The following is a 25,111-nucleotide window of genomic DNA, read 5'->3' as shown; positions in this document are numbered from 1 at the left end:
TCATCCGCGGGCGGAACTAGAAGAGCGGCCGCAGACCGTCGATGTAGCGGCGGGCCAGCGCCCGGTATTCGCCCGGGTTCACGGTCACCCAAGTCTCGGCACCGGTGCCGGCGATCGGGCCTTTCACCTTCGCGGGTGCGCCGGTGACGAGGACTTCGTCGGGGATCTTGGTTCCGCCGATCACCAGTGAGTGCGCCGCGATGAGGCTCCGCTTTCCGATCACCGCTCCGTCGAGCACCGTGCAGTGATTGGCGATCAACGCTTCGGCGCCGACGTGCACGCCGTGGATGCAGCACATGTGGGCCACCGTCGCGCCAGGCCCGATGTCGGTGGGAATACCAGGCGGAGCGTGCAATACCGACCCGTCCTGCACATTGGCACCTTCGCGTACGACGATCGGTGCGTAGTCCCCCCGCAGCACCGCGTTGAACCACACCGACGCACCAGCAAGAACGGTCACATCGCCAATCAACACCGCGGTGGGCGCGACGAACGCGTCGGGATCCACCCGTGGCGACTTGCCTTCGAACTCGTAGAGGAGCATAGGTCAGATATACAGCACCCAAATCCTGCATATATTGCGGCCTGGCGTCCCAAAACTGTAACGTGTTCTAGTTAGAGGGACATGACTGGAGGCACTGACGTGACGACCGACACCGCGGGCATTCGCGAGATCGATGCCGGCGCGCTGCCCGACAGGTATGCGCGCGGCTGGCACTGCCTTGGACCCGTCCAGGATTACCTGGACGGCGAACCGCATGGGATCGAGGCGTTCGGCACCATGCTGGTGGTCTTTGCGGACTCCCATGGCGAGGTCAAGATCCTGGACGGCTACTGCCGGCACATGGGCGGCAACCTGTCACAAGGCACCGTCAAGGGCGACGAGATCGCCTGCCCCTTCCACGACTGGCGATGGGGCGGCGACGGCAAGTGCAAGCTGGTGCCGTACGCCAAGCGCACGCCGCGGCTGGCACGCACACGCGCGTGGCATACCGACATCCGCAGCGGGCTGCTGTTCGTCTGGCACGACCACGAGGGCAATGAGCCTCAGCCGGAAGTGCGGATTCCGGAAATCCCCGAGTTCGACAGCGACGACTGGACCGACTGGCGGTGGAACTCGATCCTGATCGAGAACTCCAACTGCCGCGACATCATCGACAACGTCACTGACATGGCGCACTTCTTCTACATCCACTTCGGCCTGCCGACGTACTTCAAGAACGTCTTCGAGGGCCACATCGCGACGCAGTATCTGCACAACGTGGGCAGGCCCGACGTCGGCGGCATGGGAACGGCCTACGGCGAAGCGCATCTCGATTCCGAGGCGTCCTACTTCGGCCCGTCGTTCATGATCAACTGGCTGCACAACAACTACAGCGGCTTCAAGGCCGAGTCGATCCTGATCAACTGCCACTACCCGGTCACACAAGATTCCTTTGTGCTGCAATGGGGTGTCATCGTCGAGAAGCCCAAAGGTATGGACGAGGCCACCACCGAGAAGCTGTCCAAGGGATTCACCGAGGGCGTCAGCAAAGGCTTCCTCCAGGATGTCGAGATCTGGAAGCACAAGACCCGCATCGACAACCCGCTGCTCGTCGAGGAGGACGGCGCGGTGTATCAGATGCGCCGCTGGTATCAGCAGTTCTACGTCGACGCCGCCGATGTCTCTCCGGACATGACCGACCGCTTCGAGATCGAGGTCGACACCACCAAGGCAAACGAGTTCTGGCACACCGAGGTTGAGGAGAACCTGGCGCGCCAGGAGGCCGAAAAGGCGGAGCAGACGACCGGGTGAGCCACTTCCGGGGCGAGCGAAGCGACGGGACAGGAAGATGAGCAAGGACGAGAAAGGCGTTCCCGACGTCGATCAGCTGACCCGCTCGATGTTGCTTGTGCACGGCGCGCACGACGACGACGACCACGCCCCTCGCAATGGAGACAGCGCGCTGCTCAAGCCTTCTCCCCCTGCACCAGAGCACGCTGCGGCGCTGCGGCACGCCACGCAACAAGATCGCGATCGCTACCTGAACTCCGGCCTGCAGCCTGTCGACTGCCGGTTCTGCCACGTCTCGGTGCTCGTCAAGAAACTCGGCCCCGAACACACGTCCGTGCAGTGGAATTCGGAAGCCACGCAGCGGTGCGCGTACTTTGCCGAGGTCCGGGAGTCGGGTGGCCAGCCGGCGCGGAGCAAGTCGTGTCCCCGGCTCGCCGACAGCATCGAGCACGCGATCGCCGAAGGCGTCCTCGAGCCGGCGTCGACTGCACCCTCACCCGGCGACGGCTAGGTGAGCCCCGCGAACCGCTCCCTCACCTGCTCTGCGGTAAGCCCGTAGTCCTCAAGGGAATACGTGTGCTTGGGGGCACGCGGACCCCTCTTGCTGGCTTTGTAACTCGCCTCGACGGCGGCGCGGCCGGCATCGGCGAATTCGATGCCGAAGTGCCCGTAGATGTCGTCGACCACCTTGAGCGGGTCGGCGGTGAACTCGAAGTAGTCGAGATCGTAGAACTGCGCCGGATCCCGCTTGGCGCGTTCGGTGTTGAACAGCCTCAAACCGCGCGACCAGGTCTCGAGGGAGTCCTCGCCGATCAATTCACCGGAAAAGCTGTTCGACCACCCCTCCGCCGTGTGCTGGGCAAGTGAGCACATCGACGCCATGATCGTCTCCGCAGGCCGGTGACATTGCACGACGAGCGCGTCGGGATAGGCGGCGAACAGTGCGTCCAGCGCGAACAGGTGGCTCGGATTCTTGAGCACCCAACGCTTCTCGGCGTCGTTGAGCCCGATCAGTTGGAGGTTCCTGCGGTGCCGCTGATACGACTTCGTCCAGTCCTGTTGTGCAAGCCACTGCGAGTAGGTGGGTATGTGAGCGAGCGTCTCGTACGACACTGAGTGCAGGGACTGGCGCAATAGCTGCCAGCATTCCTCGACCTCGTCAGCGGTCATGAAGTGCAGACCCGTGTAATCCGGGTTCTCAGCGTGCGCCTTGGCGAACTGCGCGTCGATCTGCGCGAAAACCGGGTTGTCGGGCCAGGTTTCGCGGGGCGGCCGCGGTTGCGGGTACTCGGCCAGCCACAGCTCGAGACCCTGGTGTGCTGGATCCGCAGTGAGCAGTCGGTGAATAAGGGTAGTGCCCGTGCGCGGCAGGCCAGTCACGAAAATGGGCCGCTGGACCGGGACATCAGCGTGCTGTGGGTATTGCTTCCACGCCGCTTCCGAGACCAGCCTCGCGACGAGGGCATTACGCACGAAGAACCGGCACATCTTGCTGCCGAACTCCGTCAGATCGGCATCACGCCGGTAGGACTCGAGCAGGGTGGCCAATGCCTCCTGGTAGTTGTCGTCAGGGGAACCGAAGTCGTCGAGGCCGCACGCCTTGGTGGCCGACGCGCGCAGCTCGTCGACCGTGCCGACATCCGTGCGCGAGGTCATTACGTCTTGTACTCCCCGCAGTTCACGTCGAGCGTCTGACCGGTGATCCCAGACGACATGTCGCTGGCCATGAAGAGGATCGCCAAGGCCACCTCGTCCTCGGTGGGCAGGCGCTTGAGGTCGGAGTTCACCGCCGCCGCCTTATAGATCTCGTCGACCGTGGTGCCGTACTTGCCGGCCTGGTGTTCGAAGTAACCCTTGAGCGTTCCGCCCCAGATATAGCCCGGCGCAACGGAGTTCACTCTGATTCCCTTCTCCCCGAGCTCGGTGGCTAGGGACTGGGACATCGCCAGCAGCGCCGACTTGGCCATCTTGTAGGCCCCGTACTTGGCTTGTGAGTGCCGGATCACCATCGAGTTGACGTTGACGACGGAGCCGCCGGCCTCGGCGAGCGCGGGCGTGAAGCCCTGGATCAGCCGCAGCGCTCCCAGGACTGTCAGCTCGATAGCGTCGCGGATGTGCTGAAACGTCGTGTCGGCCAACGGTTTCATCGACGGCACCCGGAAGGCGTTGTTGATCAATACGTCGATGCGGCCATATGCGGCCAGCGATGCCTCGACGAGGTTGTCGACCTGCGCCTCGTCGGTGATGTCCGTCTTCACCGCGACGGCGCGCCGGCCGGCGCCGGCGATCTCCTTGGCCACATCGTCGAGGCGCTCAACCGTGCGGGCCGCCAGCACGAGGTCGGCCCCGGATTCGGCGCACCGGCGCGCCAGCGTCGTGCCCAACGCCGGACCCACGCCACTGATGCAGACAACTTTTCCGTCAAGCAATCCAGCCATTGTCACCCCAGCATCCTCGAAGCGATTTCGTACTGCCGCTGGGCAATCCGCGCTCGCCAATCTTCCTCAGTGATCTTGTTCTGTTCGTAGTACGGCAATACCGACGGCACCGCGTCGAGAGCGACGACCTCGGCCGTCGGCCCGTCGGCTTCTGTCAACTCGCGCGACACCCGCTGCCACCGGAACTGAAGATAGCCCTTGCGGTGACCGAGCGTCTCCACCCAGTTGGTCACGCCGGGGTTGCTGTCCGACACCACGATTCGTATCTTTCCATCCGGATCGACCTGTGCCTGAGTGCCGTTCAGCGACGTCTGGTGGTTGATGTAGTCCAACGAGATGTACCACAGGCTGCCCAGCTGGAACCCGAGGTAGGGCGCATCGGGCTGGGGCAGTGTGATCACGAGAGCCTGCTCCGGCGTCAGGTCGAAGTGACCGACGGACGAATACTGCGTCGCGAGGCCGCCTGGGGTGAGCCGCGGCGCGACCAGGGTGTTGACCGGCAGGTTGAGGTAGAACCACTGCGGAAACTGCAACCAGGTCTTGACCCTGTTGACCAGTTGCTTTCCCGCACTGCCGTACCGCTTTTCAATCGTCTGCGCAGTGAGCGCCGGCGGCGCCGTGCCCGCCGTGTCGACGCGCTTGATCGCGATCGTGCCGCGTCTCGCCGACCAGTCGTTGTAGACCTCGCGCACGACCAGCTGCGCCGGGCCTTGAGGCGTGAACCGCCACTCGTAGCTGCCATCATCGGAGACGTCGAGTTCGCGGTCGTCGAATGCCGCCTCACTGACCGGCACGCCCTCGTCGGTGTACTCGCCGCCCAACAGCTGGAAGCTCAGGTCGGTGGTGGTCCCGCGCTTCCCGGAGACGACGTACTCGTGACCCGGTTGCACGCGCGTGCCGAAGTAGAGCGTGTCAGGGTTGTCCAAACCCATCTTCGTGAACGGGCCTGTGCCGCTGAGAAAGAACGGATGGTCCCGGTCATGGTGGAACGCCACGTGCGTGCAGTGGGCGATGCCCTGAGCCAGGTACTGCAGGCCCTCGAGAAGATCGGCTTCGGTTTCGATGTGCGGTGCGGCGGCGACCAGCTTCTCCGCCTCCGCGATCGCCTCGGTCAACGGGTCGGTGTACACGTCGTCGAGACTAGAACGTGTTCTAAAAGCGGTCAATTATCTGACCTTAACGGTTCATATTTGGAACGCGCGGTAGGATCCGCCACATGCCCGCCCCCGAGTCGGCCACCCGTGCGTCGCCGCCGACGAGCCGCGTCGTGCGGGTCCTCGACTTTCTGGCCCGACGCCCGCAGGAGCGATTCGGGGTGTCCGAGCTGGCGCGCCGGGTAGATCTCAGCAAGCCCACCTGCCTCGGCATCGTCACCACGCTCGCCGAGGCCGGCTACCTGATCCGAGACGCAGGCGACAAGTCCTATCGGCTGGGCCCGGCGCTGATCACGCTTGGGCACAAGGCCCAGGAGTCATTGCGGGTCAGCCCCGCGGCCCGCGACGAACTTCTCCGTCTGTCAACACAATTCGGCACGACGGCGGCGCTGTCCGCCGTGGTGGACGACCGCATCACGTTGCTCGAGCTCGTTGGGCCGCCGGGAGACCGGGCGGGCGTCGAGGTGGGCCAGAGCTATCCGTTCGCTCCGCCGGTGGGACTGATGTTCGTGTTGTGGGACGACGCGGCAGTGCGCAGCTGGCTGGCCAAGGAACCGACGATCCCGCTGCGCACCGACGCCCAGCGGCTGAACCGCGTGATCGCCGAGTGCCGGGCAGACGGTTACCTCGTCGAGCGGTTGACGCCCGGTGGGCAGCGGCTGTACGCGCTGTTGGCTGGCATGTCCACCCACTTGCCCGATGAGTTGCGCGCACTGCTCGGCGAGATCGTCTCCGACGTCGGCGAGCGTGTATATCTGCGCAGCGAGTCGTCGCGCGCAAGGCAGCGCCACGACATCAGCGTGATCTCGGCGCCGGTGTATGACCATCGCGGGCGGCAGGCGATGGTGGCCTCACTGCGGATCGGTCGCGCACTCACCGATGCGGAGATCACCGACCATGCCCGCGGCCTGATTTCGGCCGCCGACGCGCTTACCGCACAGCTGAGCGGCGCGACGCCGTCCGACACGCTGAGTTCCTCGGCAACAATGATGGCCGATACGCCGAGCTCCTCGGCAGCGATGATGGCCGATACGCCGAGCTCCTCGGCGGCGGCGCACGTCTAGTGTGTTCCGCGTGATAGCCGAACTTCGCAGTGCCGCGGTGGTCGCCGGCTTGAGGATGCTCGCCAGATTCACCCCATGGGCGGAGCCGGAGCTTCTCGGTCTACGCGAAGTCGTGAAGCCGGGCGACACGTGTATCGATATCGGTGCGGCCCTTGGGCACTACACGGTCACGCTGTCGCGGCTCATCGGCTCGCACGGAACCGTGCACAGTATTGAACCCCTGGTCTTCGCACATCCCACCTTGTCGTTATTGCTGCGCCCGCGTGAGGGCCGAAACATCGTGCGACATTCGGTCGCGCTCGGCACCGAGCAAGGCCGCGAAGTGATGAGCGTGCCGGTCCGCCACGGCGTGCCCGTCACAGGCCGCTCTTTCCTTACCGCCGGCAGCAAGGGTCTCGGGTCCAACGAGGAGTTCACCGACCATCTCGAGGTCTTAGTCAAAACCGACACGTTGGACCATTTCGTCGAAGCCAACGGCATCGGCCGTGTCGACTTCGTCAAGGCCGACGTCGAAGGCGCCGAGTTGCGGGTGCTGGAGGGCGGCAAGGAGACCATCGACCGCTTCAAGCCCGCGCTGCTCATCGAGATCGAGGAACGTCACGTCGAGCGCTTCGGGTACCGAGCCGCCGACGTCGTCGACTTCCTGAGCGACCGCGGGTACCGGATGAGCGTGTGGCACCGCAACACGTGGGTGACGACGACGGCAATCCACGAGGACGCACGGAACTATCTGTTCCGCGCGTGACGCTCTACAGGTCGCTCAGCGCGCCGAGGACCTGCCCGGCCGACACCTGGAAACCACACTGATCGCTGAGATCGCGCAGCGGCTGCTGCAGGTTGTGCAGGTCAGCGCCCTCGGCCGGATGGGCGTCGAAATACGACGAGAACGCCGATTGAGCCGCGAACGGTGTCTGCTTGGCGACGTCAGTGAGCGCCTGGTTGGTGTCTGGATGGGCAACTAGGTATTGGGAGATGTTCTGATTGACAGTGGCGATGGTCGTTGTCAGGTTGGCCGCGCTACACGGAGCTGGCTCCGCCTTTGCTGTCGGCAGCATGACGATGGCCAAGGACACCCCGACCAGGACGGCGGCGGCGATGGTGGCCAGCACAGCTCGGCGAACGATCGCTCTGGCAATGATCACGGATTGCGCTCCTCTGTTCGGAGATGGTGTTCCCTTTATCGACTCGTTGAACCGTTGCGTTAGCGGCATGCCTAACCTTTGCAGGGATGACTCGTTTCCCGCTCACCACCCCGGGTAGGTCCGGGTTGGCGATATCGCTGATCTCAGTGGGACTCGCGGCGGGCTGCACGCCGCAGCCCGCAGATCCCGCGACGACGCCGACAAGCGCGGCGCCGACGAGCACCGCGGCATCCGCCCCACCTCCGGCACCCACCGCCCCGGCTCCGCGCAGCGTGAAGTGGGTCGACCTCGCAGTCGGTGACTGCATGACAGACGTGCCGCAGGTCGACGTCGGCGAGCTGATGACGACGGTGGTCGACTGCGCCACGGCCCACAAAGCAGAGGTGTTCGCGCGTGCCCCGATGTGGGTCGACAGCACCGTCCCGGATGTCGCGAATCGGACGTGTGTGGCGGAATTTCCGAAGTACACGGGCCGCCCGCTGGACGGTAGTCCGTATGCGGTGAGCTATCTGGTCGATTCCGGCCAGGATCGCACCGGCAACGTTCCGGATGCGCCAGGCACCGCCATTTGCCTGCTGGCGGACGCGAACGCAGGTTCGTTGACGAAATCGGCGCGTGGCTAGGCGCTCGCCGCCTCCTGCTCGCGCTTGAGCTCCAGAGCGATGTCGATCAGCTGATCCTCCTGGCCACCGATCAGCTTGCGCTGCCCGGCGCGGTGCAGCAGCTTGTGCGCCGGCACGCCGTAGCGCTCGGACTGCCGGATCGCGTGCTTGAGGAAGCTGGAATACACCCCCGAGTAGCCCATGATCAGCGCATTGCGGTCCAGGAGGCACTCGGCCGGCATCGCGGGAGCGACGACCTCCTCGGCGGCGTCGGCGATGTCGAAGAAGTCGATGCCCGTCTTGACTCCGATCTTGTCGAACACTCCGATCAGCGCCTCTACCGGCGCATTGCCCGCGCCGGCACCGAACCGTCGGCAGCTGCCGTCGATCTGCTTGGCGCCCGCGCGCACAGCCTCCACTGAGTTCGCCACCCCGAGGCCGAGGTTCTCGTGGCCATGAAAACCAACCTGCGCGTCGTCACCCAGTTCGGCGACCAGCGCGGACACCCGGTCGGCGACACCTTCGAGCACCAGGGCGCCCGCGGAGTCGACGACGTACACGCACTGACATCCAGCGTCGGCCATGATGCGCGCCTGCTGGGCGAGTTTCTCCGGCGGGATCGTGTGGGACATCATCAGGAACCCGACGGTCTCCAGGCCGAGTTCGCGGGCGAGCCCGAAGTGCTGGATGGAGACGTCGGCTTCGGTGCAATGCGTCGCGATCCGGCAGATCGAGCCGCCGTTGTTCTGCGCCTCCTTGATGTCTTCCTTGGTGCCGACCCCCGGGAGCATCAGGAAGGCGATCTTGGATTCCTTGGCGGTCTCGGCGGCGAGCTTGATCAGCTCCTGCTCGGGGGTCTTGGAGAAGCCGTAATTGAAGCTGGACCCGCCCAGCCCGTCGCCGTGGGTGACCTCGATGACGGGCACGCCGGCGGCGTCCAGCGCCGCGACGATGGCGCCGACTTCCTCTTTGGTGAACTGGTGACGCTTGTGATGTGACCCGTCGCGCAGCGACGTGTCCGTCATCCGGATATCCCACATCGGGTTGAAGTAGATGTCGGTACTCATGCTTGGCCTCCTTGAGCGGTCGCGCTCAGGCTCTCTTTGGCGATCTCCTCGCCGACCTTCGTCGCCGCCGCGGTCATGATGTCGAGGTTGCCCGAGTACGGCGGCAGGTAATCGCCTGCGCCCTCGACTTCAACGAACGTCGTCACCAGTGCGTAGCCGCCCGAGTTGAGCGAGGGCTCGTCGAACTGAGGCTCGTTGAGCAGCCGGTAGCCGGGCACGTAGGTCTGCACCTCGGCGACGACGTCTTTGATGGACTGCGCGATCGCGTCGCGGTCGGCGTCTTCGGGGATCGCACAGAAGATGGTGTCGCGCATGATCATTGGCGGGTCGGCGGGGTTGAGGATGATGATCGCCTTGCCGCGTGTGGCTCCGCCGATCGTTTCGACGCCGCGGCTGGTGGTCTTGGTGAACTCGTCGATGTTCGCGCGCGTTCCTGGCCCGGCGGACACGGATGCCACCGACGCGACGATCTCCGCGTACGGCACTTCGACCACCCGGGACACTGCGTACACGATCGGGATCGTGGCCTGGCCGCCGCAGGTGATCATGTTCACGTTCGGCGCGTCGAGATGCTCGCGCAGGTTGGCGGGCGGAATCACGGCGGGGCCGACGGCAGCGGGCGTCAGGTCAATCGCGCGAATGCCGGCCTCGGCGTACCGCGGGGCGGCGTCACGGTGGACATAGGCTGACGTCGCCTCGAACAGCAGATCCGGCTTCTCGTCGAGTCCCAGCAGCCAGTCGGCTCCCTCGGCACTGGTCTCCAGACCGAGGTCACGGGCGCGCTTGAGGCCCTCGCTCGCCGGATCGATGCCGACCATCCAGCGCGGTTCGAGCCATTCCGAGCGCAACAGCTTGTACAGCAGGTCGGTGCTGATATTGCCGGAGCCGACGATCGCGACACTTGCTTTAGATGTCATCGGAATTCCTCTATTCGAAAGTCAACTGCACGGACCCTAGTCCGTCGAAGTCGGCGACGAAGTGGTCACCGGGCCGGGCGTCGATCGCGCGGGTGCAGGACCCCGGCAACACGATGTCACCCTTGCGCAGCCTCACACCAAAACTCTCCACCTTGCGGGCCAGCCACGCCACTGCGGTCACAGGATTACCGAGTACGGCGTCGCTGCGGCCCTTGGCGACCACCTCGCCGTTGCGGGTCAGCACCGCGTCGATCCCTTTGACATCGACGTCCTTCGGTGCGACGCGCGATTTCCCGAGCACGAATCCCGCCGACGACGCGTTGTCGGAGATGGTGTCGCAGAGCTTGATCTTCCAGTCGGTGATGCGGGTGTCGATCAGCTCGATCGACGGCGCGAACGCGGCCGTCGCCGCCAGCACGTCGTCCTCCGTGCAGTCCGCGCCGGGCAGGTCCTCGGCGAGGATGAAACCGACCTCAACTTCTACGCGCGGGTACAGATATCTGTCCGCCTTGACCGGGGTGTCCTCGAACACTTCCATCTCGTCGAGCAAATGCCCGTAGTCAGGTTCGTCGACGTTCATCATCTGCTGCATGGCTTTGCTCGACAGGCCTACTTTGTGGCCGATCACGCGGGCCCCCTCGGCGACCCGCTGGCGGATGTTGATGAGCTGGATCTCGTACGCATCAACCACGTCTATCGTGGGGTTTTCGTCTGTCAGCGGGGCGATCGGCACTCGGCTGCGTTCGGCCTCCGCCAGGTCCGCAGCAAGTTCGTCGCGCGTCTGAACGCTGAGCATCGGTGGTCGCCCCTTTGTTCTTTGCGGCGGGGTCGGTAGCGCCCGACCGGGCCAATTCTATAACGTGTTCTAGTATGACTGGACAGGAGTACGACGTCGTCGTCGTGGGCAGCGGTGCTGCGGGCATGGTAGCCGCACTGACAGCAGCTCATAAGGGTCTATCGACAGTTGTGATCGAGAAGGCCCCGCACTTCGGCGGCTCGACCGCTCGATCCGGTGGCGGGGTGTGGATCCCGAACAACGAGATCCTCAAGCGAGACGGCGTGACGGACACCGCTGACGCCGCGCGCACGTATCTGCACGGCATCATCGGCAACGTCGTCGAGCCCGAGCGCATCGATACCTATCTCGAGCGGGGGCCGGAAATGCTCTCGTTCGTGCTGAAGAAGACTCCTCTGAAAATGTGCTGGGTGCCGCGCTATTCGGATTACTACCCCGAGGCGCCGGGGGGCCGAGCCGGCGGAAGGTCGATCGAGCCGAAGCCGTTCAACGCGCACAAGCTGGGCCCCGACGAAGCCGGGCTCGAACCGGCGTACGGCAAGGTGCCACTCAATGTCGTTGTCATGCAACAGGATTACGTGCGGCTGAACATGCTCAAGCGCCACCCGCGCGGCGTGCTCCGGAGTCTGAAAGTCGGCGCGCGAACCATGTGGGCCAAGGCCACGGGGAAGAACCTTGTCGGCATGGGGCGCGCACTCATCGGGCCGCTGCGGATCGGGCTGCGTGACGCCGGCGTGCCGGTGCTGCTGAACACCGCGCTGACCGACCTGTTCGTCGAGGACCGCGTGGTGCGCGGAGTCTACGTCCGCGATACGAGCGGACCAGAATCCGCTGAGCCCCAACTGATTCGGGTACGCAAAGCGGTGATCCTCGGATCCGGCGGCTTCGAGCACAACGAGCAGATGCGGGTCAAGTACCAACGCGCGCCGATCACCACCGAGTGGACCGTCGGCGCAAAGGCCAACACTGGCGACGGGATCCTGGCCGCCGAGAAGCTCGGCGCCGGCCTCGATGTGATGGAGGACGCGTGGTGGGGACCGACCGTGCCTTTGGTCGGTGCGCCGTGGTTCGCGCTGTCCGAGCGCAATTCCCCGGGATCGATCATCGTCAATATGTCGGGTGCGCGGTTCATGAACGAATCCATGCCCTACGTCGAAGCGTGCCATCACATGTACGGCGGCCAGTGGGGGCAGGGCGCGGGCCCGGGCGAGAACGTTCCGGCGTGGCTGGTGTTCGACCAGCAATACCGGGACCGCTACATCTTTGCGGGATTGAATCCGGGACAACGCATTCCGAACAAGTGGCTGGACAGCGGAGTGATCGTCAAGGCCGACACGCTCGAGGAACTCGCGCAAAAGGCGGGCCTGCCTGCCGAACAGCTGGTGTCGACGGTCGAGCGCTTCAACAGGTTCGCGCGCTCCGGCGTCGACGACGATTACCACCGCGGCGAAAGCGCGTACGACCAGTACTACGGCGATCCAACGAACAAGCCCAACCCCAACCTCGGTGAGATCAGCCATGCCCCGTACTACGCGGCCAAGATGGTGCCCGGCGATCTCGGCACCAAGGGCGGCATCCGCACGGACGTGCACGGCCGGGCGCTACGCGACGACGGCAGCGTCATCAGTGGGTTGTACGCCGCAGGGAACGTCAGTGCCCCCGTGATGGGTCACACATATCCGGGGCCCGGCGGGACAATCGGGCCCGCCATGGTGTTTGGTTATCTGGCGGCGTTGCACATCGCCGAGAACCCGGAGACCGAAAAGAGCTGACATGCCCATCGACCCGTCTTTGGCGATTGGCGCCGAGCTCCCGGCGACTGAATTCAGTTGGAGCAGCAGCGATGTGCAGCTCTACCATCTCGGACTTGGTGCAGGCGCCGACCCGATGAACCCGCGCGAGCTGAGCTATCTGGTTGACCACACACCGCAGGTGCTGCCGACATTCGGCTGCGTGGCCGCGACGTTCAACGACACCGAGCCGCCGAAGGTCAGCTGGCCGGGCGTCGAGATCGACCTGGCGAGGATCTTGCACGCCTCTGAGCACGTGACAGTGCCAGGGCCGGTGCCGCCGTCCGGCAGCGCGCGCTCGACCAGCAGGATCGTCGAGGTCTGGGACAAGGGCAAGGCCGCGGTGGTGGTGACCGAGACGACCGTGGCGGCCACCGACGGCACACCGCTGTGGACCCAGCGCAGGTCGATCTTCGCCCGCGGTGAAGGCGGGTTCGGTGGCGAGCGCGGGCCGTCGACGTCATCGACCGTCCCCGACGGGCCCGCCGATCACGAGGTGCCGCTGCCGCTGCTTCCGCAGCAGGCTCTGCTCTACCGGCTCTGCGGTGACCGCAACCCGCTGCACTCCGACCCGGAATTCGCTGCTGCAGCGGGCTTTCCGCGACCTATCCTGCACGGCCTGTGCAGCTTCGGGATTGCCTGCAAGGCCATAGTGGACGCCTGCCTCGACAGCGACGTGAGCCGGGTTCGCAGCTACGGCGCGCGGTTCGCCGGCGTCGCATACCCCGGCGAGATGCTGCTCGCGCGGATTTGGCAGGAGGACGCGCGGATCGTCGCCGCCGTCACCGCACCAGGCCGAGAGGACGAACCGGTGCTCTCGGGAGTCGAGCTAGTCCCGGCCTGAGTTCTCTTGCCAGATAGGAAAGCTGGACCCTGAGAGGCGCGGAATGTTGATCACCCAAGGCGCGAACACGCCTGTCGTCGTTGAAACCGACATTTGCGTGATCGGCGCCGGCGCGGCGGGCATCACTTTTGCCCGTGAATTCATCGATCTCCCCGTTCGGGTGACTCTGCTCGAGAGTGGACAGTTCACGTACGACGACAGCGCCCAGCGCCTCGCTGCTGGAGAAGTCGACTCTTACTACTTCGACAAAGATGCCATTGCCGAGGGTCGGCGAAAGCAGTTCGGCGGAACCACAAACATGTGGGTGTACACAGCAGATCCGGACGACGGTCGCCGATACGCGCGGTGCCTGCCTCCCGAGGAAATCGACCTTGCTCCGTGCACCGGTCAATCAAGTGCATGCTGGCCGGTGACGTTAGAGGATCTCGATCCATTCTTTCGACGTGCGCAATCCGTCTGGAACGGTGGCCCCTTCGACTATGCCGCCAACAATTGGTCAAGCGACACCGCACAGCCCATCGATACTCCGGATGGCGTTCTTATCACCCGAATCTGCCAGCACGGGCCACGCGATGTCTTCGCAGTGCGTTACCGAGACGATCTGCTGTCGGCAGCCAATGTCGACATCTACCTTGGCTGCACCGGCCTGGCGCTGGATGCGGACAGCGCGCCGGGGCGGGCACAAAGCTTGAGTGTCGCGCGTGGGAACGGTGAGAGGTTCTCGGTCGCGGCAAAGCTCTTCGTCGTCGCCGGCGGCGGCGTCGAGAACTCCCAGCTGCTGCTCTCGTCGGCGTTGACCCGGCCCGGCGCGGTCGGCAACCGGCACGACAACGTCGGGCGTTATGTCACGAGCCATCCGGAGTTTCGGATGGGAACCATCGACCCGAGCCGGCATGAATTGTTCGACGAGATTGGGCTTTACGACCTCCACTGGGTGGGTCGGCACATGGTCAGCGGATTTCTGACGATCGCCGAGGACGTGAAGCGGTCTGAGAACCTTCTCAATATGAGCGTCGGGCTGATCCCGCGCGGCCGCACTTTCGGCACGGAAACCCACCTCGCGATGGCATCGCTGTCGGCTGCCGTACGGCGGAAGGAGAGGGAATCCAACCTCTTTGGACACCTTCGGCCGCTTCTACGGTCGCCGCGCGACGCCACGAGCGCATTCTTGGAGAGCAGGCACCGATACTACGAGGAGTGGCGCGGCGGGTGGTCGCAACAGGAGGCAGATCGACGGCGCTACGAGACCATTGAACTGTGGGCAGCTCCGGAGCAAACCGCGGAACGGGACAACAAGCTGAGCCTTTCAGACACACGGGATGCGTTGGGCCGTCAGCGGATCAAGCTCGATTGGCGGTGGTCCCAGGGTGATCGCGACAACATTGACCGCTCGATCGCCATCTTCGGTTCACAGATCGAAGCCGCGGGCATCGGACGCTTCCACCGGTGGTCGGGCTTCCTGGGGCCCAGCCGTCCGCGTCAGCCCGGGTTCCACCACCAGATGGGCGGTACCCGCATGCATGTCGATCCGGCGCTCGGTGTCTTGGACGAGAACTGCCTCGTCCACGGCCTCACCAACGTCTATCTCGCGGGAAGTTCTGTATTTCCGACCGGCCTGGGTTATGCGAATCCGACTCTGACGTTGCTCTCGCTGACATTGCGGCTCGCAGATCACGTGAAATCGAAACTCGGGGTCGCGTACTCGTGACTTCTGTAAACTGTTCTACGGCAATAAGTTGCGTGGAATCGCCGTTAGGCGAGCTGCCGCCTCACGACTCCGCCTGATAGGGATAGGACGCCCCGCGGTTGTCGGTCCTGCGCGTCATCGCCTCTCGTGGTTTCGTCGTCACCTGAGTAGTACTTGACTCGACGTCGGGGTCATTCCTTATTTCTCTCAACGCGCGGATGACGTGAAAGTGGGCGTGGGAACCCACGCCGACGACCTTGCGCGCGGTAAAGAACTGGCACAGCGACATTGACGCAATACTCAGCGAGGTTACTATCGCGAGGGCGATTGGCCCGCTCAACAACACTGCGGCCACAGCCGCCGGCACTGCGACGATGAGCAGAATCGTTGCTGTACGAGCCGCTGCACCGATGTGCCCACTGACGATCAGCAGGATGATGCTGCTCTTGCAGAAGGCTTGAAAAATACCGCCGATGGCGATCACCAGCAGCATCGCGGCCGCCGGGCGCAGGGCCGGGCCGTATGCGAGCTGTAAGGCGAACGGGCCCAGAGTGGCCAGAACCGCCACCACGACGAGGACCACGACGACGCTCAGCGTCGAGTTATTGGAGAGCATTCTGACGACCTGATCCTTCTTGCCCGCCGCCCAGAGTCGTCCGGCGGGCGCGGCGACGGAGAGTGCCGCAAGGCTCTCTAACACCGTGACCTGCATCGCAAGAGTCACGGCCGCAGCGTATTGAGTCGCGATCTCGGGGCTGAGTGTGGCAGTGGCCAGCCAGATCGTTCCTTGAAGGACGAGGAACTCCGCCAGGTCGAGGCTCGACAACTGCGCGCCCTGCCTGATTGCCAGCCGCAGTGTGGACATTCCGTCGGAGAATTTGAGCATCTTCACGTCGTGCCGAACGTGAACGACAGTGAACGCGAAATGCACGGCTGAGACAGCCAAGAAAGTGGACACGACCAGAATCAGGGAAGGCCGGCCGACAGCGAACAGGACAAGTGCCACAAAGGGCAGGACCAGCAAGCTGCGGACGTAATGCATGCTCGCGACCGAAGCGCGCACTCGACCGGCGGCGGCGAAGATGTCGCCGATGAGAAGGCGAACAGATTCGATGGCGATGAGGAAGGTGGCCATGATGAAGACCGGCAAGAAATCGTCATGCCCCAGAAGCCCGTTGCAGCCGACTAGAGCAATCAGTGGCGCACTGAGGCCCGTGAGGAGAAGGGTCGCCTGGATGTGCGTGCCCGCAATCTGACGTCGGACGATTGGATCGGGCTCCGCGGTGATCAGCCGAATGAGGTTGGGGCCCATTCCGAGACATCCAACCTTGGGTCCGAAGGACAGTGCCGCGAGAATCGCGAAAAATGTCGCGGCTTCCTGGGCGGCAAGACTGCGAACCACGACAACCGACAACAGAAACGTCGATGCCAGACCACCCACCGCGGCCAGTGATCGCCACCCGAAGCTGCGACGCAATTCACCATTCGCGCTCTGCTTCAGAGGCACCGACGACTTCGTCGTTGCCGCGGCACGATCGCCACTCGTCTGCCGGCTCGCCGGCCCATCGGATCGAGCCGAGTGTTGCGGGCTAGCGCGTAGTGATCGGGTCACCTCGTGTCACCCCGCAGGCCGAGCAGCAACTGGGCTGGCGCAGCATAATTTGTTTGCTGCAGTTCCACGGTCACCTCTCTCGTCGCCCGCGTTTCCAACCAACAGTTTGTCACATTACTGGTCAGTGACCTAGAGGTATGTTTTGCGCACCACCAGAGTACATCCATCAGAAGTTGCTTATAGACCCTAGGCATTGAATTTGCAGGTGAGCGGGCGATCATCGGGGCCGGATAGCGGACGGGTCCGCCCCATCCGCCCGCCCCCCGCCGAGCATCCTGTGTCCAGCACGCAGTTAGCCCCGGATAACTTCTGAGGTCGGTACGCCGGTGTCTAACGGTGACAAACACGTGTGCAAGATCGGCGACCGGAGCCGCGTCAGCCGAGGATCAGGCCCGACGTCGGTACGCCGGTGCCCGCGGTGACGAGCACGTGTTCGACGTCCGGAACCGGGTTCACCGACGTGCCGCGCAGCTGTCGCACGCCCTCCGCGATGCCGTTCATACCGTGGATATACGCCTCGCCCAGTTGGCCGCCGTGCGTATTGATCGGCAGCCGCCCGCCCATCTCGATCGCGCCGTCGGCGATGAAGTCCTTCGCGTCCCCCTGACCGCAGAACCCCAACTCCTCCAACTGAATCAGGGTGAACGGCGTGAAATGGTCGTAAAGGACAGCGGTCTGGATGTCAGTGGGCTTCAAACCCGACTGGGACCACAGTTGATCGCCCACCAGCCCCATCTCGGGCAAGCCGAGTTCTGGCCGGTAGTAGCTAACCATCGAGTACTGATCGGGGCTCGACCCCTGTGACGCCGCCTCGATGATCGCGGGACGGTGCTTGAGATCCTTGGCCCGCTCGGCCGACGTCACCACCAACGCGACAGCGCCGTCGGTTTCCTGGCAGCAGTCCAGCAAGCGCAGCGGCTCGGCGATCCATCGCGAGTTCTGGTGGTCCTCAATGGTGATCGGCTTTTCGTAGAAGTAGGCCTTCGGGTTGTTGGCCGCGTGCTTGCGGTCAGCCACCGACACGGCCCCGAAGTCGCGGCTCGTCGCCCCGGACAAATGCATGTAGCGCCTGGCGATCATCGCCACCTGTGCGGCCGGAGTCGACAAACCATGCGGATAGGAAAACGAGTTGTCGACGCCCGTCGAGTCGGCGTTCTCGAACAGCCGAGCCTGCACTTGCCCGAACCGCACGCCTGACCGTTCGTTGAAGGCCCGGTACGCCACAACGCAATCCGCGACGCCGGTGGCGACCGCGATCGCCGCCTGCTGAACAGTCGCGCAGGCCGCGCCGCCGCCGTGATGGATTTTCGAGAAGAACTTCAGGTCGCCGATTCCGACGGCCCGCGAAATCGCGACCTCGGTGTTGGAGTCCATCGTGAACGTCACCATGCCGTCGACGTCCGCGGGCGTCAGGCCGGCGTCGTCGAGGGCGTCGAGCACCGCCTCCGATGCGAGCCGAAGCTCACTGCGGCCGGAGTCCTTGGAGAAGTCCGTGGCGCCGATGCCGACGATCGCGGCCTTGCCGGACAGTTCACCCGGCATTACGCGTCCCCGATAGTCGTCGATGAGCGCTCGCGCGAAGAGTCGACAGCAAGCGTGGCCGTGGCGACGACGTGATCGCCAAGGCTGTTGCTGCCAACGACTTTCACCGTGACGATGCCGTCTGATACGTCGGTTACCTCGCCTCGGAAGGTCACCGTGTCGTAGGCGTACCACGGCACGCCGAGCCGCAGCCCGATCGACTTGACGATCGTCTTCGGGCCCGCCCAGTCGGTGACGTAGCGCTCCACGAGGCCGGTGTCGGTGAGGATGTTGACGAAGATGTCCTTGGATCCCTTGGCCTGCGCCTTGTCCCGGTCGTGATGCACGTCCTGGTAGTCGCGCGTGGCGATCGCGGTCGAGACGATGAACGTCGGGTCGCCGTAGATCGACAGCTCGGGCAGCTTCGTGCCTACGTCGATCGTGGGGGCACTCATGTGTTGGGCTCCCACGCGTATAGGGTCCACGCGGGACCGACGTCATTGGCAGGAAAGTCGATATACGTTGCGCGGACGGGCATTCCGATCTCCACGGTTGACGGGTCCACATTGCGGAGCTCGCCGAGCATCCGCACCCCCTCTTCGAGTTCCACGAGCGCGATGACGAACGGCAGTGTGCGACCAGGCACCTTGGGGGCGTGGTGAACGACGAAACTGAACACCGTTCCCTTGCCGCTGGCAACCTGATAGTCGATCGGGTCCAGCTTGTCCTGCCACAGGGCAGGCACAGGCGGATGCTGCAGACTGCCGTCGGCACGCTTCTGAATCCGCAGCTCGTGAGCGTTGATACCGTCCCAGAAGAACTTCGTGTCCCGTGATTGAGCCGGGCGCATCATGGCGTCGGCGTTGAGGTCGTCGGGGACCGCAGCCGAGGTGTCGTCGTCCCGCGGCTTGAACTTGAGTATGCGCCAGTTCATTTCGGCGACATCTTCGTCGCCGACCTGCCAGGTGATCTTCTGGCTGACGAAATAGCCCTCGCCGAGTGCGGTCTGCTTCGGTCCCACGACGTCGGTGAGTTCGGCGACGACGCTGACGTCCTCACCTGGCCGCAGATACCGGTGGTAGGTCTGCTCGCAGTTGGTGGCGACTACCCCGATATACCCTGCGGCGTCGAACAGCTCCATGATCGGGCCGATCGGGTCGTCGTCCGGGCGATTGCCGCCCAGTCCCATCATCGTCCACACCTGGATCATCGCCGGCGGAGCGACGATGCCGGGGTGACCGGCCTGCGTGGCCGCGGTTTCGTCGATGTAGATCGGGTTGTCATCGCCGATCGCGTCGACCCAGTGCCGAATCATTGGCTGGTTCACCGGATCTCGCCCCACTCGGGGCTTGCTGCGTCCCGCTGCCTTGATCTGATCGACGGCTGTGTGAATGTCCTCTGGTTTCACCTTGGAACCCTCGGCACCTTCAGGCCCGCCGCCGCGATCATCTCCCGCATCACCTCGTTGACACCGCCGCCGAACGTGATGACCAGATTGCGCTTGGTCTGGGAGTCCAACCAGTTCAGCAACTCTGCGGTCTCCGGCTCCGCGGGATTGCCGTACTTGCCGACGATCTCTTCGGCCAGTCGTCCGATGTACTGAATCTTCTCGGTCCCAAACACTTTCGTCGCTGCGGCGTCGGCGACGTCGATGGTCTCACCCGCCGCCGCGACCTGCCAATTGAGCAACTCGTTGATTCGCCACATGGCATAGATCTCGCCGAGCGCGCGTTTGACGTCGTCGTGGTCGATTGGCGTGACACCGTCGGCGCCTGGCTTCGAGGCCCACGCGTGCACCCGGTCGTAGACGCCGGCCGTGCGACCGGCCGGACCGAGCATGACGCGCTCGTTGTTGAGCTGGGTGGTGATCAACCTCCAGCCGCCGTTCTCCTCGCCGACGAGCATGTCGGCGGGCACGCGAACGTCGTTGTAGTAGGTGGAATTGGTGTGGTGTGCGCCGTCCGACAGGATGATCGGTGTCCAGGAATAGCCCGGATCCGTTGTGTCGACAATCAGCATCGAGATGCCTTTGTGTTTCGCGGCGTCCGGGTCGGTACGGCACGCCAGCCAGACGTAGTCGGCGTCGTGTCCGCCGGTGGTGAAGATCTTCTGGCCGTTGACGATGTACTCGTCGCCGTGCCGCACCGCGGTGGTGCGCAGCGACGCCAGGTCGGTGCCGGCTTCGGGTTCGGTGTAGCCGATGGCGAAGTGAACCTCACCGGCGAGAATCGAAGGCAGGAACTTTCTCTTCTGGAGTTCGCTGCCGAACGCCTGCAGAGTAGGCCCGACGGTCTGCAGCGTCACCGCAGGCAGCGGCACGTCGGCCCGGTGGGCTTCGTTGACGAAGATCGACTGCTCGATCGGGCCGTATCCCAGGCCGCCGAACTCCTTCGGCCATCCGACACCGAGCTTGCCGTCCGAACCCATGCGCTTGATCACCGTCCGGTACGCCTTGCCGTGCCGGTCAGCTTCCATCGCGGCCCGCTCTTCGGGGGAGATGAGGCTCGAAAAGTATTGCCGTAGCTCGGCTTGCAGCTGCCGTTGCTCCGGGGTCAGTTCGATGAACATAGCTCTCCCACCAGGTCGAGACGATGAGATGGCCCACCCAGTAGTCGGGTCAGGTCCTTGATCGTGGAGTAGTAACGATCCATAGGGTAGGTGATGTCCATTCCCATCCCGCCGTGCAGGTGGTGGCAGATCTGCATCACGGGTGGTGCCTGGGAGGTCAGCCAGTACCCAAGCACGTCGAGATCGTCGTCGGCGTCACGACCTTCTGCCAACCGCCAGACCACCGACGTCGACGCCAATGTGATTGTGCGGGAGGCGATGTAGACCTCCGCAAGCTGAGCGGCCACGGTCTGGAAGGTGGACAACGGCTTTCCGAATTGGTGCCTGCTGCCCACGTAGTCGGCGGTCAGCCGCAACGCTCCGGCCACCAGGCCCGCCGCATACGCGCCGGTCATCGCCAATGCCAGCTGGTTCACACGGTGAGCTGTAGCGCCGGCCAGCACCGTGTCGACCTCCGCATCGGAGAACGTGACGACGTACTCGTCGGAGCCGTTCGACGTCGGTGTCTTGGTCACCTGCACGCCTGCCGCCTTCGGCGACACCACCGCCACCCCGCTATCGGCAGTAACGACGATCCACTCCGCCTGCTCGGCGTACGGCACGCCAATCTTGGTGCCGGTCAAGCGATTATTGGCGAGCCTGGTGTCAGGTCGCTCGGGCAGCGGCGAACCGGGCTCGTTGAGCGCGGCCGTCAGCACCGTGCCCTTGGCCACGCCTGCGAGATAACGATCCTGCTGCTCGTCGGTGGCGAGATCAAGGAGAGGAACCACACCGAGCCCCAATGTGGCCAGCGCCGGGCTGATCAGGCCGTGCCGCCCGATCTCGGTGAGCGCGGTCGCGACTTCGGGCAGCCCGACGCCGTCGCCGCCGAGGCGCTCGGGGATCGGCAGTGCTGTCACCCCGCCTGCAACGAGAGCGTCCCAGCTGTTGTCGCGTTCGAGCGCGGAGGTGACGACGTCGGCGACGGCTTGCTGCTCGGGCTCGAGTGAGAAGTCCATCGCGGATGAGCCGCTTGCGCGAAGATCAGACATTACTGCTTCACCGGACACTTGCCGGTGTAGTCGACCTCCCAGTGCTTGATCCCGTTGAGCCAACCGGACCGCAACCGCACCGGATCGGACAGCGGAGTCAGATCGGGCATGTGGTCGGCAACTGCGTTGAAGATCAGGTCGATGGTCATCTTCGCCAGATTCGCGCCGATGCAGTAGTGCGCGCCGGTGCCGCCAAAACCGACGTGCGGGTTGGGGTCTCGCATGATGTCGAACTTTTCTGCGTCTTCGAAGACTTCTTCGTCGAAGTTCGCCGACCGGTAGAACATGACCAGTCGCTGGCCCTTCTTGATCTGCACCCCCCCGAGCTCGGTGTCCTCGAGCGCGGTGCGCTGGAAGCACGTCACCGGCGTCGCCCATCGGACGATTTCGTCGGCGGCGGTTGCCGGCCGCTCCTTTTTGTAAAGCTCCCATTGATCGGGGTGTTCGGCGAACGCGATCATGCCGTGGGTGATGGAGTTCCGTGTGGTCTCGTTGCCGGCGACGGCGAGCATGACGACGAAGAAGCCGAACTCGTCGTCGGAGAGCTTCTCGCCTTCGATGTCTGCTTCGATCAGTGTCGTCACGATGTCGTCGCCGGGGTTCTTCGACTTGATCTCGGCCATCTTCATCGCGTACATGATCAGCTCGATTGACGACGCCTTCGGGTCGACGTCTGCGTATTCGGGGTCGTCGTTGCCCGTCATCTCGTTCGACCAGCGAAACAGTTCCATGCGGTCCTCTTGCGGCACGCCGAGCAGCCCCGCGATGGCCTGCAGCGGCAACTCGCACGACACCTGCTCGACGAAGTCTCCGGCGCCACTGGAGGCCGCCGCCATGGCGATTTTCTGGGCTCGGTCGTTCAGCTCTTCACGCAGCCGCTCGACAGCCCGCGGGGTGAACCCGCGGGCGATGATCTTGCGAAGACGGGTGTGGTGCGGCGCGTCCATGTTCAGCATCACGGATCGCTGCACGTCGATGTTCTCGCGCTCGATGTCGTCGTTGAACCGGGGGATGACGCCGTTCTCGAAACTGGAGAACACGTCGCTGCGGCGGGACATCTCTTTGACGTCCTGATGCTTGGTCACCACCCAGTAGCCGCCGTCGTTGAATCCGCCGGCGCGACCGGGAGTGTTCTCGCACCACCAGATCGGCGCGGCCTTGCGCAGCTCGGCGAACTCCTCGACGGGCATGCCCTTCACGCAGATGTCGGGATCCGTAGGGTCGAAGCCGGGCGGCAGGTGGGGGCTGGGCATTGCTGGGCTCCTTATTACAACGTGTTCTAGTTCCAGTAAAACATGCCTTCACCGCAGACAAAAGGCGTCTTGGCATCGTCGCTTGTCAGAGTAATGGAACGTGTTCTAGCCTGACGGAATGGGTAACCCTGTCATCGTTGAGGCCACTCGCAGCCCGATCGGTAAGCGCAACGGATGGTTGTCCGGACTGCATGCAACCGAGCTGTTGGGTGCCGTGCAAAAGGCTCTTGTGGAGAAGGCCGGCATCAGCGCCGGCGACGTCGAGCAGCTCATCGGCGGCTGCGTCACGCAGTACGCCGAACAGTCGAACAACATCACCAGGACCGCGTGGCTCACGGCGGGTTTGCCGGAGCAGGCAGGCGCCACCACCGTCGACTGTCAGTGCGGCAGCGGCCAGCAGGCCAACCACCTGATCGCCGGGCTGATTGCCGCAGGGGCGATCGACATCGGCATCGCGTGCGGCATCGAGGCGATGAGCCGCATCGGGCTGGGCGCCAACGCCGGGCCGGACCGCAATTGGCGCGCGGAGTCGTGGGACATCGACTTGCCCGATCAATTCACGGCCGCTGAGCGGATCGCCAAGCGACGCGGCATCACCCGCGAGGACATCGACGAGTTCGGCTTAGCCTCGCAGCGGAATGCCAAGCAGGCGTGGGACGAGGGCCGGTTCGACCGTGAGGTCAGCCCCATCGAGGCTCCGGTGCTCGACGAGAACAAGCGGCCCACCTCCGAGCGCGCGCCGGTCACCCGCGACCAGGGTCTGCGGGACACCACGCTGGAAGGGCTGTCCCAGCTGAAACCTGTGCAGGACGGCGGCATTCACACTGCAGGGACGTCGTCGCAGATCAGCGACGGGGCAGCGGCGGTGCTCTGGATGGACGAAGACAAGGCGAAGGCGCTGGGGTTGACGCCGCGGGCACGGATCGTCAGCCAGGCGCTCGTCGGTGCTGAGCCGTACTACCACCTCGACGGTCCGGTGCAGTCGACGACCCGGGTGCTGGAGAAGGCGGGGATGAAGATGGGCGACATCGACATCACCGAGATCAACGAGGCGTTCGCGTCGGTGGTGCTGTCGTGGGCACGGGTCCATGAACCTGACATGGATACGGTGAACGTCAACGGCGGCGCGATCGCGTTGGGTCACCCGGTCGGCTGCACAGGTAGCCGCCTGATCACCACCGCGCTGCACGAGTTGGAGCGTTCGGACAAGAGCACCGCGTTGATCACCATGTGTGCCGGCGGGGCATTGTCCACCGGAACGATCATCGAGCGGATCTGATGCCCGACACCCGCATCTACACCGAGACCGAGCGGATCGCCGTCGCGCAGGCGTACATCGATGCGCTGACTTCGCACAATGCCGACGGCGTGGAGTTTGCCCCTGACTGCACACGAGTCGAGGTTGGCCTCAAGACCGGTTTCTCAGGAAATCACCTGCGCCGCAGCTTGAATCGTGGTCTTCAGTACAGAGTGATTGCCTCGACCACCCCGCCCGAGTACACGGTGACGGGCGACGAGGTCCGGGCTCGCTACGACCTGGTGACGAAGCCGTCACTCGCAGGACGGCGAGTGGGAGCCCACCTCGACGAGGTCTTCGTGATCCCGGAGCACGACGGGAAGATCCATCGCATCCGGGCGAGCATCCGGCCCTACATCACGCGATAGCCTCAACGAATGCCGAAGCCGCCGCCGCGACACCTGAACAAGCGGTACACGGACTTCATCATCAAGTGGATGTCACGGGCCAACGCGTTCATGTACCGCCGCAGTGGCGGACGGCTCGGCGGAGAATTCCAGAAGATTCCCGTGGCGCTGCTGACCACGATTGGCCGCAAGAGCGGCGAGCCGCGC

General features: G+C 64.4%; 26 protein-coding genes. 11 read left to right on the top strand and 15 right to left on the bottom strand.

Going from position 1 to position 25,111, the window contains the following annotated elements:
- Positions 1 to 16: 16 nt before the first annotated feature.
- Complete coding sequence (locus tag QOH60_RS15030; protein ID WP_526421659.1) at positions 17 to 544, bottom strand: gamma carbonic anhydrase family protein; 528 nt, start codon at positions 542 to 544, stop codon at positions 17 to 19.
- Positions 545 to 643: 99 nt separating this feature from the next.
- Between QOH60_RS15030 and QOH60_RS15025 the strand changes: the two genes are divergently transcribed.
- Both QOH60_RS15025 and QOH60_RS15020 read left to right on the top strand, forming a co-directional pair.
- Positions 644 to 1,795, top strand: coding sequence for a 3-ketosteroid-9-alpha-hydroxylase subunit A (locus QOH60_RS15025; RefSeq protein WP_526421705.1), 1,152 nt, complete (start codon positions 644 to 646; stop codon positions 1,793 to 1,795).
- Between the two features lie 37 nt (positions 1,796 to 1,832).
- Entirely contained in the window at positions 1,833 to 2,285 is a 453-nt protein-coding gene (locus QOH60_RS15020) for a hypothetical protein (RefSeq protein WP_526421657.1), read from the top strand.
- Here QOH60_RS15020 and QOH60_RS15015 read toward each other — a convergent pair.
- From QOH60_RS15015 to QOH60_RS15005, 3 genes are read right to left on the bottom strand one after another with little or no spacing between them, the layout of a single operon-like run.
- Entirely contained in the window at positions 2,282 to 3,430 is a 1,149-nt protein-coding gene (locus QOH60_RS15015) for a sulfotransferase (protein WP_526421655.1), read from the bottom strand. The two genes, QOH60_RS15020 and QOH60_RS15015, sit on opposite strands and share 4 nt — an antisense overlap.
- Positions 3,430 to 4,212, bottom strand: coding sequence for an SDR family NAD(P)-dependent oxidoreductase (locus QOH60_RS15010; protein ID WP_526421703.1), 783 nt, complete (start codon positions 4,210 to 4,212; stop codon positions 3,430 to 3,432). The genes QOH60_RS15015 and QOH60_RS15010 overlap by 1 nt, the downstream gene beginning before the upstream one ends.
- A gap of 2 nt (positions 4,213 to 4,214) precedes the next feature.
- Positions 4,215 to 5,342: a hypothetical protein gene (locus tag QOH60_RS15005; protein WP_526421653.1), complete on the bottom strand. Its 1,128-nt coding sequence runs from the start codon at positions 5,340 to 5,342 to the stop codon at positions 4,215 to 4,217.
- A gap of 86 nt (positions 5,343 to 5,428) precedes the next feature.
- Here QOH60_RS15005 and QOH60_RS15000 point away from each other — a divergent pair, with 86 nt between their 5' ends.
- Both QOH60_RS15000 and QOH60_RS14995 read left to right on the top strand, forming a co-directional pair.
- Positions 5,429 to 6,430 carry an IclR family transcriptional regulator gene (locus QOH60_RS15000; RefSeq protein WP_526421651.1) on the top strand — a complete coding sequence of 334 codons (1,002 nt, stop codon included), beginning with the start codon at positions 5,429 to 5,431 and terminating at the stop codon, positions 6,428 to 6,430.
- A 10-nt stretch (positions 6,431 to 6,440) separates the two neighbouring features.
- Positions 6,441 to 7,175, top strand: a complete 735-nt coding sequence (locus QOH60_RS14995; protein WP_526421649.1) for an FkbM family methyltransferase — start codon at positions 6,441 to 6,443, stop codon at positions 7,173 to 7,175.
- A 4-nt stretch (positions 7,176 to 7,179) separates the two neighbouring features.
- Here QOH60_RS14995 and QOH60_RS14990 read toward each other — a convergent pair whose 3' ends face one another.
- Positions 7,180 to 7,572, bottom strand: a complete 393-nt coding sequence (locus tag QOH60_RS14990) for a hemophore-related protein (RefSeq protein WP_526421647.1) — start codon at positions 7,570 to 7,572, stop codon at positions 7,180 to 7,182.
- An 86-nt stretch (positions 7,573 to 7,658) separates the two neighbouring features.
- Between QOH60_RS14990 and QOH60_RS14985 the strand changes: the two genes are divergently transcribed.
- Positions 7,659 to 8,195 (top strand): hypothetical protein, encoded by a 537-nt coding sequence (locus QOH60_RS14985; protein WP_526421645.1) that lies wholly within the window; start codon positions 7,659 to 7,661, stop codon positions 8,193 to 8,195.
- On the opposite strand, the gene dmpG is transcribed toward QOH60_RS14985, so the two are convergent.
- The 3 genes from dmpG to QOH60_RS14970 are packed head-to-tail and all read right to left on the bottom strand — an operon-like array spanning position 8,192 to position 10,954.
- Positions 8,192 to 9,241, bottom strand: coding sequence for a 4-hydroxy-2-oxovalerate aldolase (gene dmpG / locus QOH60_RS14980; RefSeq protein ID WP_526421643.1), 1,050 nt, complete (start codon positions 9,239 to 9,241; stop codon positions 8,192 to 8,194). The genes QOH60_RS14985 and dmpG overlap by 4 nt on opposite strands.
- On the bottom strand, positions 9,238 to 10,158 hold the full coding sequence (locus tag QOH60_RS14975; RefSeq protein ID WP_526421641.1) for an acetaldehyde dehydrogenase (acetylating): 921 nt from the start codon (positions 10,156 to 10,158) through the stop codon (positions 9,238 to 9,240). The genes dmpG and QOH60_RS14975 overlap by 4 nt, the downstream gene beginning before the upstream one ends.
- A gap of 10 nt (positions 10,159 to 10,168) precedes the next feature.
- Complete coding sequence (locus QOH60_RS14970) at positions 10,169 to 10,954, bottom strand: 2-keto-4-pentenoate hydratase (protein ID WP_526421639.1); 786 nt, start codon at positions 10,952 to 10,954, stop codon at positions 10,169 to 10,171.
- Between the two features lie 74 nt (positions 10,955 to 11,028).
- Between QOH60_RS14970 and kstD the strand changes: the two genes are divergently transcribed.
- From kstD to QOH60_RS14955, 3 genes are read left to right on the top strand one after another with little or no spacing between them, the layout of a single operon-like run.
- Positions 11,029 to 12,726 (top strand): 3-oxosteroid 1-dehydrogenase, encoded by a 1,698-nt coding sequence (gene kstD, locus QOH60_RS14965; RefSeq protein WP_526421637.1) that lies wholly within the window; start codon positions 11,029 to 11,031, stop codon positions 12,724 to 12,726.
- A gap of 1 nt (position 12,727) precedes the next feature.
- A complete protein-coding gene (gene chsH3 / locus QOH60_RS14960) occupies positions 12,728 to 13,588 on the top strand; it encodes an enoyl-CoA hydratase ChsH3 (protein WP_526421635.1) in 861 nt (286 codons plus the stop codon).
- A 43-nt stretch (positions 13,589 to 13,631) separates the two neighbouring features.
- Entirely contained in the window at positions 13,632 to 15,296 is a 1,665-nt protein-coding gene (locus QOH60_RS14955) for a GMC oxidoreductase (protein ID WP_526421633.1), read from the top strand.
- A gap of 61 nt (positions 15,297 to 15,357) precedes the next feature.
- On the opposite strand, the gene QOH60_RS14950 is transcribed toward QOH60_RS14955, so the two are convergent.
- From QOH60_RS14950 to QOH60_RS14920, 7 genes are all read right to left on the bottom strand, one after another.
- On the bottom strand, positions 15,358 to 16,782 hold the full coding sequence (locus QOH60_RS14950) for a lipopolysaccharide biosynthesis protein (protein WP_526421631.1): 1,425 nt from the start codon (positions 16,780 to 16,782) through the stop codon (positions 15,358 to 15,360).
- Positions 16,783 to 17,262: 480 nt separating this feature from the next.
- Entirely contained in the window at positions 17,263 to 18,429 is a 1,167-nt protein-coding gene (ltp2, locus tag QOH60_RS14945; protein ID WP_526421629.1) for a 17-hydroxy-3-oxo-4-pregnene-20-carboxyl-CoA lyase, read from the bottom strand.
- Positions 18,429 to 18,863, bottom strand: a complete 435-nt coding sequence (locus tag QOH60_RS14940) for a MaoC family dehydratase (RefSeq protein ID WP_526421627.1) — start codon at positions 18,861 to 18,863, stop codon at positions 18,429 to 18,431. The genes ltp2 and QOH60_RS14940 overlap by 1 nt, the downstream gene beginning before the upstream one ends.
- Positions 18,860 to 19,816: an OB-fold domain-containing protein gene (locus tag QOH60_RS14935; protein WP_526421625.1), complete on the bottom strand. Its 957-nt coding sequence runs from the start codon at positions 19,814 to 19,816 to the stop codon at positions 18,860 to 18,862. The genes QOH60_RS14940 and QOH60_RS14935 overlap by 4 nt, the downstream gene beginning before the upstream one ends.
- A complete protein-coding gene (gene fadE29, locus QOH60_RS14930) occupies positions 19,813 to 20,976 on the bottom strand; it encodes an acyl-CoA dehydrogenase FadE29 (RefSeq protein WP_526421622.1) in 1,164 nt (387 codons plus the stop codon). Before fadE29 ends, QOH60_RS14935 begins: the two co-directional genes overlap by 4 nt.
- Positions 20,961 to 21,974: an acyl-CoA dehydrogenase family protein gene (locus QOH60_RS14925; protein WP_526421701.1), complete on the bottom strand. Its 1,014-nt coding sequence runs from the start codon at positions 21,972 to 21,974 to the stop codon at positions 20,961 to 20,963. The genes fadE29 and QOH60_RS14925 overlap by 16 nt, the downstream gene beginning before the upstream one ends.
- A gap of 32 nt (positions 21,975 to 22,006) precedes the next feature.
- Complete coding sequence (locus QOH60_RS14920; RefSeq protein WP_526421620.1) at positions 22,007 to 23,260, bottom strand: cytochrome P450; 1,254 nt, start codon at positions 23,258 to 23,260, stop codon at positions 22,007 to 22,009.
- Between the two features lie 118 nt (positions 23,261 to 23,378).
- Here QOH60_RS14920 and QOH60_RS14915 point away from each other — a divergent pair, with 118 nt between their 5' ends.
- From QOH60_RS14915 to QOH60_RS14905, 3 genes are all read left to right on the top strand, one after another.
- Complete coding sequence (locus tag QOH60_RS14915) at positions 23,379 to 24,539, top strand: steroid 3-ketoacyl-CoA thiolase (protein WP_526421618.1); 1,161 nt, start codon at positions 23,379 to 23,381, stop codon at positions 24,537 to 24,539.
- Positions 24,539 to 24,925 (top strand): DUF8021 domain-containing protein, encoded by a 387-nt coding sequence (locus tag QOH60_RS14910; RefSeq protein WP_526421616.1) that lies wholly within the window; start codon positions 24,539 to 24,541, stop codon positions 24,923 to 24,925. Before QOH60_RS14915 ends, QOH60_RS14910 begins: the two co-directional genes overlap by 1 nt.
- Before the next feature lie 9 nt (positions 24,926 to 24,934).
- The coding region (locus tag QOH60_RS14905; RefSeq protein WP_526421699.1) for a nitroreductase/quinone reductase family protein at positions 24,935 to 25,111 on the top strand (177 nt) is incomplete at its 3' end.

The sequence above is a fragment of the Mycobacterium sp. genome, assembly GCF_032159765.1.
Classification (GTDB): Bacteria; Actinomycetota; Actinomycetes; order Mycobacteriales; family Mycobacteriaceae; genus Mycobacterium.
The sequence above is the reverse complement of the archived record's forward strand: the minus strand, read 5'-3'. Positions and strand labels throughout refer to the sequence as shown.

What these genes read in the sequence shown, in the direction of transcription:
- QOH60_RS14985 (WP_526421645.1), top strand. Translation starts at nt 7,659, where the DNA reads ATGACTCGTTTCCCGCTCACCACCCCGGGTAGGTCCGGGTTGGCGATA.
- QOH60_RS15010 (WP_526421703.1), bottom strand. Translation starts at nt 4,212, where the DNA reads ATGGCTGGATTGCTTGACGGAAAAGTTGTCTGCATCAGTGGCGTGGGT.
- QOH60_RS14940 (WP_526421627.1), bottom strand. Translation starts at nt 18,863, where the DNA reads ATGAGTGCCCCCACGATCGACGTAGGCACGAAGCTGCCCGAGCTGTCG.
- fadE29 (WP_526421622.1), bottom strand. Translation starts at nt 20,976, where the DNA reads ATGTTCATCGAACTGACCCCGGAGCAACGGCAGCTGCAAGCCGAGCTA.
- QOH60_RS14910 (WP_526421616.1), top strand. Translation starts at nt 24,539, where the DNA reads ATGCCCGACACCCGCATCTACACCGAGACCGAGCGGATCGCCGTCGCG.
- QOH60_RS14970 (WP_526421639.1), bottom strand. Translation starts at nt 10,954, where the DNA reads ATGCTCAGCGTTCAGACGCGCGACGAACTTGCTGCGGACCTGGCGGAG.
- QOH60_RS15015 (WP_526421655.1), bottom strand. Translation starts at nt 3,430, where the DNA reads ATGACCTCGCGCACGGATGTCGGCACGGTCGACGAGCTGCGCGCGTCG.
- kstD (WP_526421637.1), top strand. Translation starts at nt 11,029, where the DNA reads ATGACTGGACAGGAGTACGACGTCGTCGTCGTGGGCAGCGGTGCTGCG.
- QOH60_RS14955 (WP_526421633.1), top strand. Translation starts at nt 13,632, where the DNA reads ATGTTGATCACCCAAGGCGCGAACACGCCTGTCGTCGTTGAAACCGAC.
- QOH60_RS15000 (WP_526421651.1), top strand. Translation starts at nt 5,429, where the DNA reads ATGCCCGCCCCCGAGTCGGCCACCCGTGCGTCGCCGCCGACGAGCCGC.
- QOH60_RS14975 (WP_526421641.1), bottom strand. Translation starts at nt 10,158, where the DNA reads ATGACATCTAAAGCAAGTGTCGCGATCGTCGGCTCCGGCAATATCAGC.
- QOH60_RS14925 (WP_526421701.1), bottom strand. Translation starts at nt 21,974, where the DNA reads ATGGACTTCTCACTCGAGCCCGAGCAGCAAGCCGTCGCCGACGTCGTC.
- QOH60_RS15030 (WP_526421659.1), bottom strand. Translation starts at nt 544, where the DNA reads ATGCTCCTCTACGAGTTCGAAGGCAAGTCGCCACGGGTGGATCCCGAC.
- dmpG (WP_526421643.1), bottom strand. Translation starts at nt 9,241, where the DNA reads ATGAGTACCGACATCTACTTCAACCCGATGTGGGATATCCGGATGACG.
- ltp2 (WP_526421629.1), bottom strand. Translation starts at nt 18,429, where the DNA reads ATGCCGGGTGAACTGTCCGGCAAGGCCGCGATCGTCGGCATCGGCGCC.
- QOH60_RS14920 (WP_526421620.1), bottom strand. Translation starts at nt 23,260, where the DNA reads ATGCCCAGCCCCCACCTGCCGCCCGGCTTCGACCCTACGGATCCCGAC.
- QOH60_RS14915 (WP_526421618.1), top strand. Translation starts at nt 23,379, where the DNA reads ATGGGTAACCCTGTCATCGTTGAGGCCACTCGCAGCCCGATCGGTAAG.
- chsH3 (WP_526421635.1), top strand. Translation starts at nt 12,728, where the DNA reads ATGCCCATCGACCCGTCTTTGGCGATTGGCGCCGAGCTCCCGGCGACT.
- QOH60_RS15020 (WP_526421657.1), top strand. Translation starts at nt 1,833, where the DNA reads ATGAGCAAGGACGAGAAAGGCGTTCCCGACGTCGATCAGCTGACCCGC.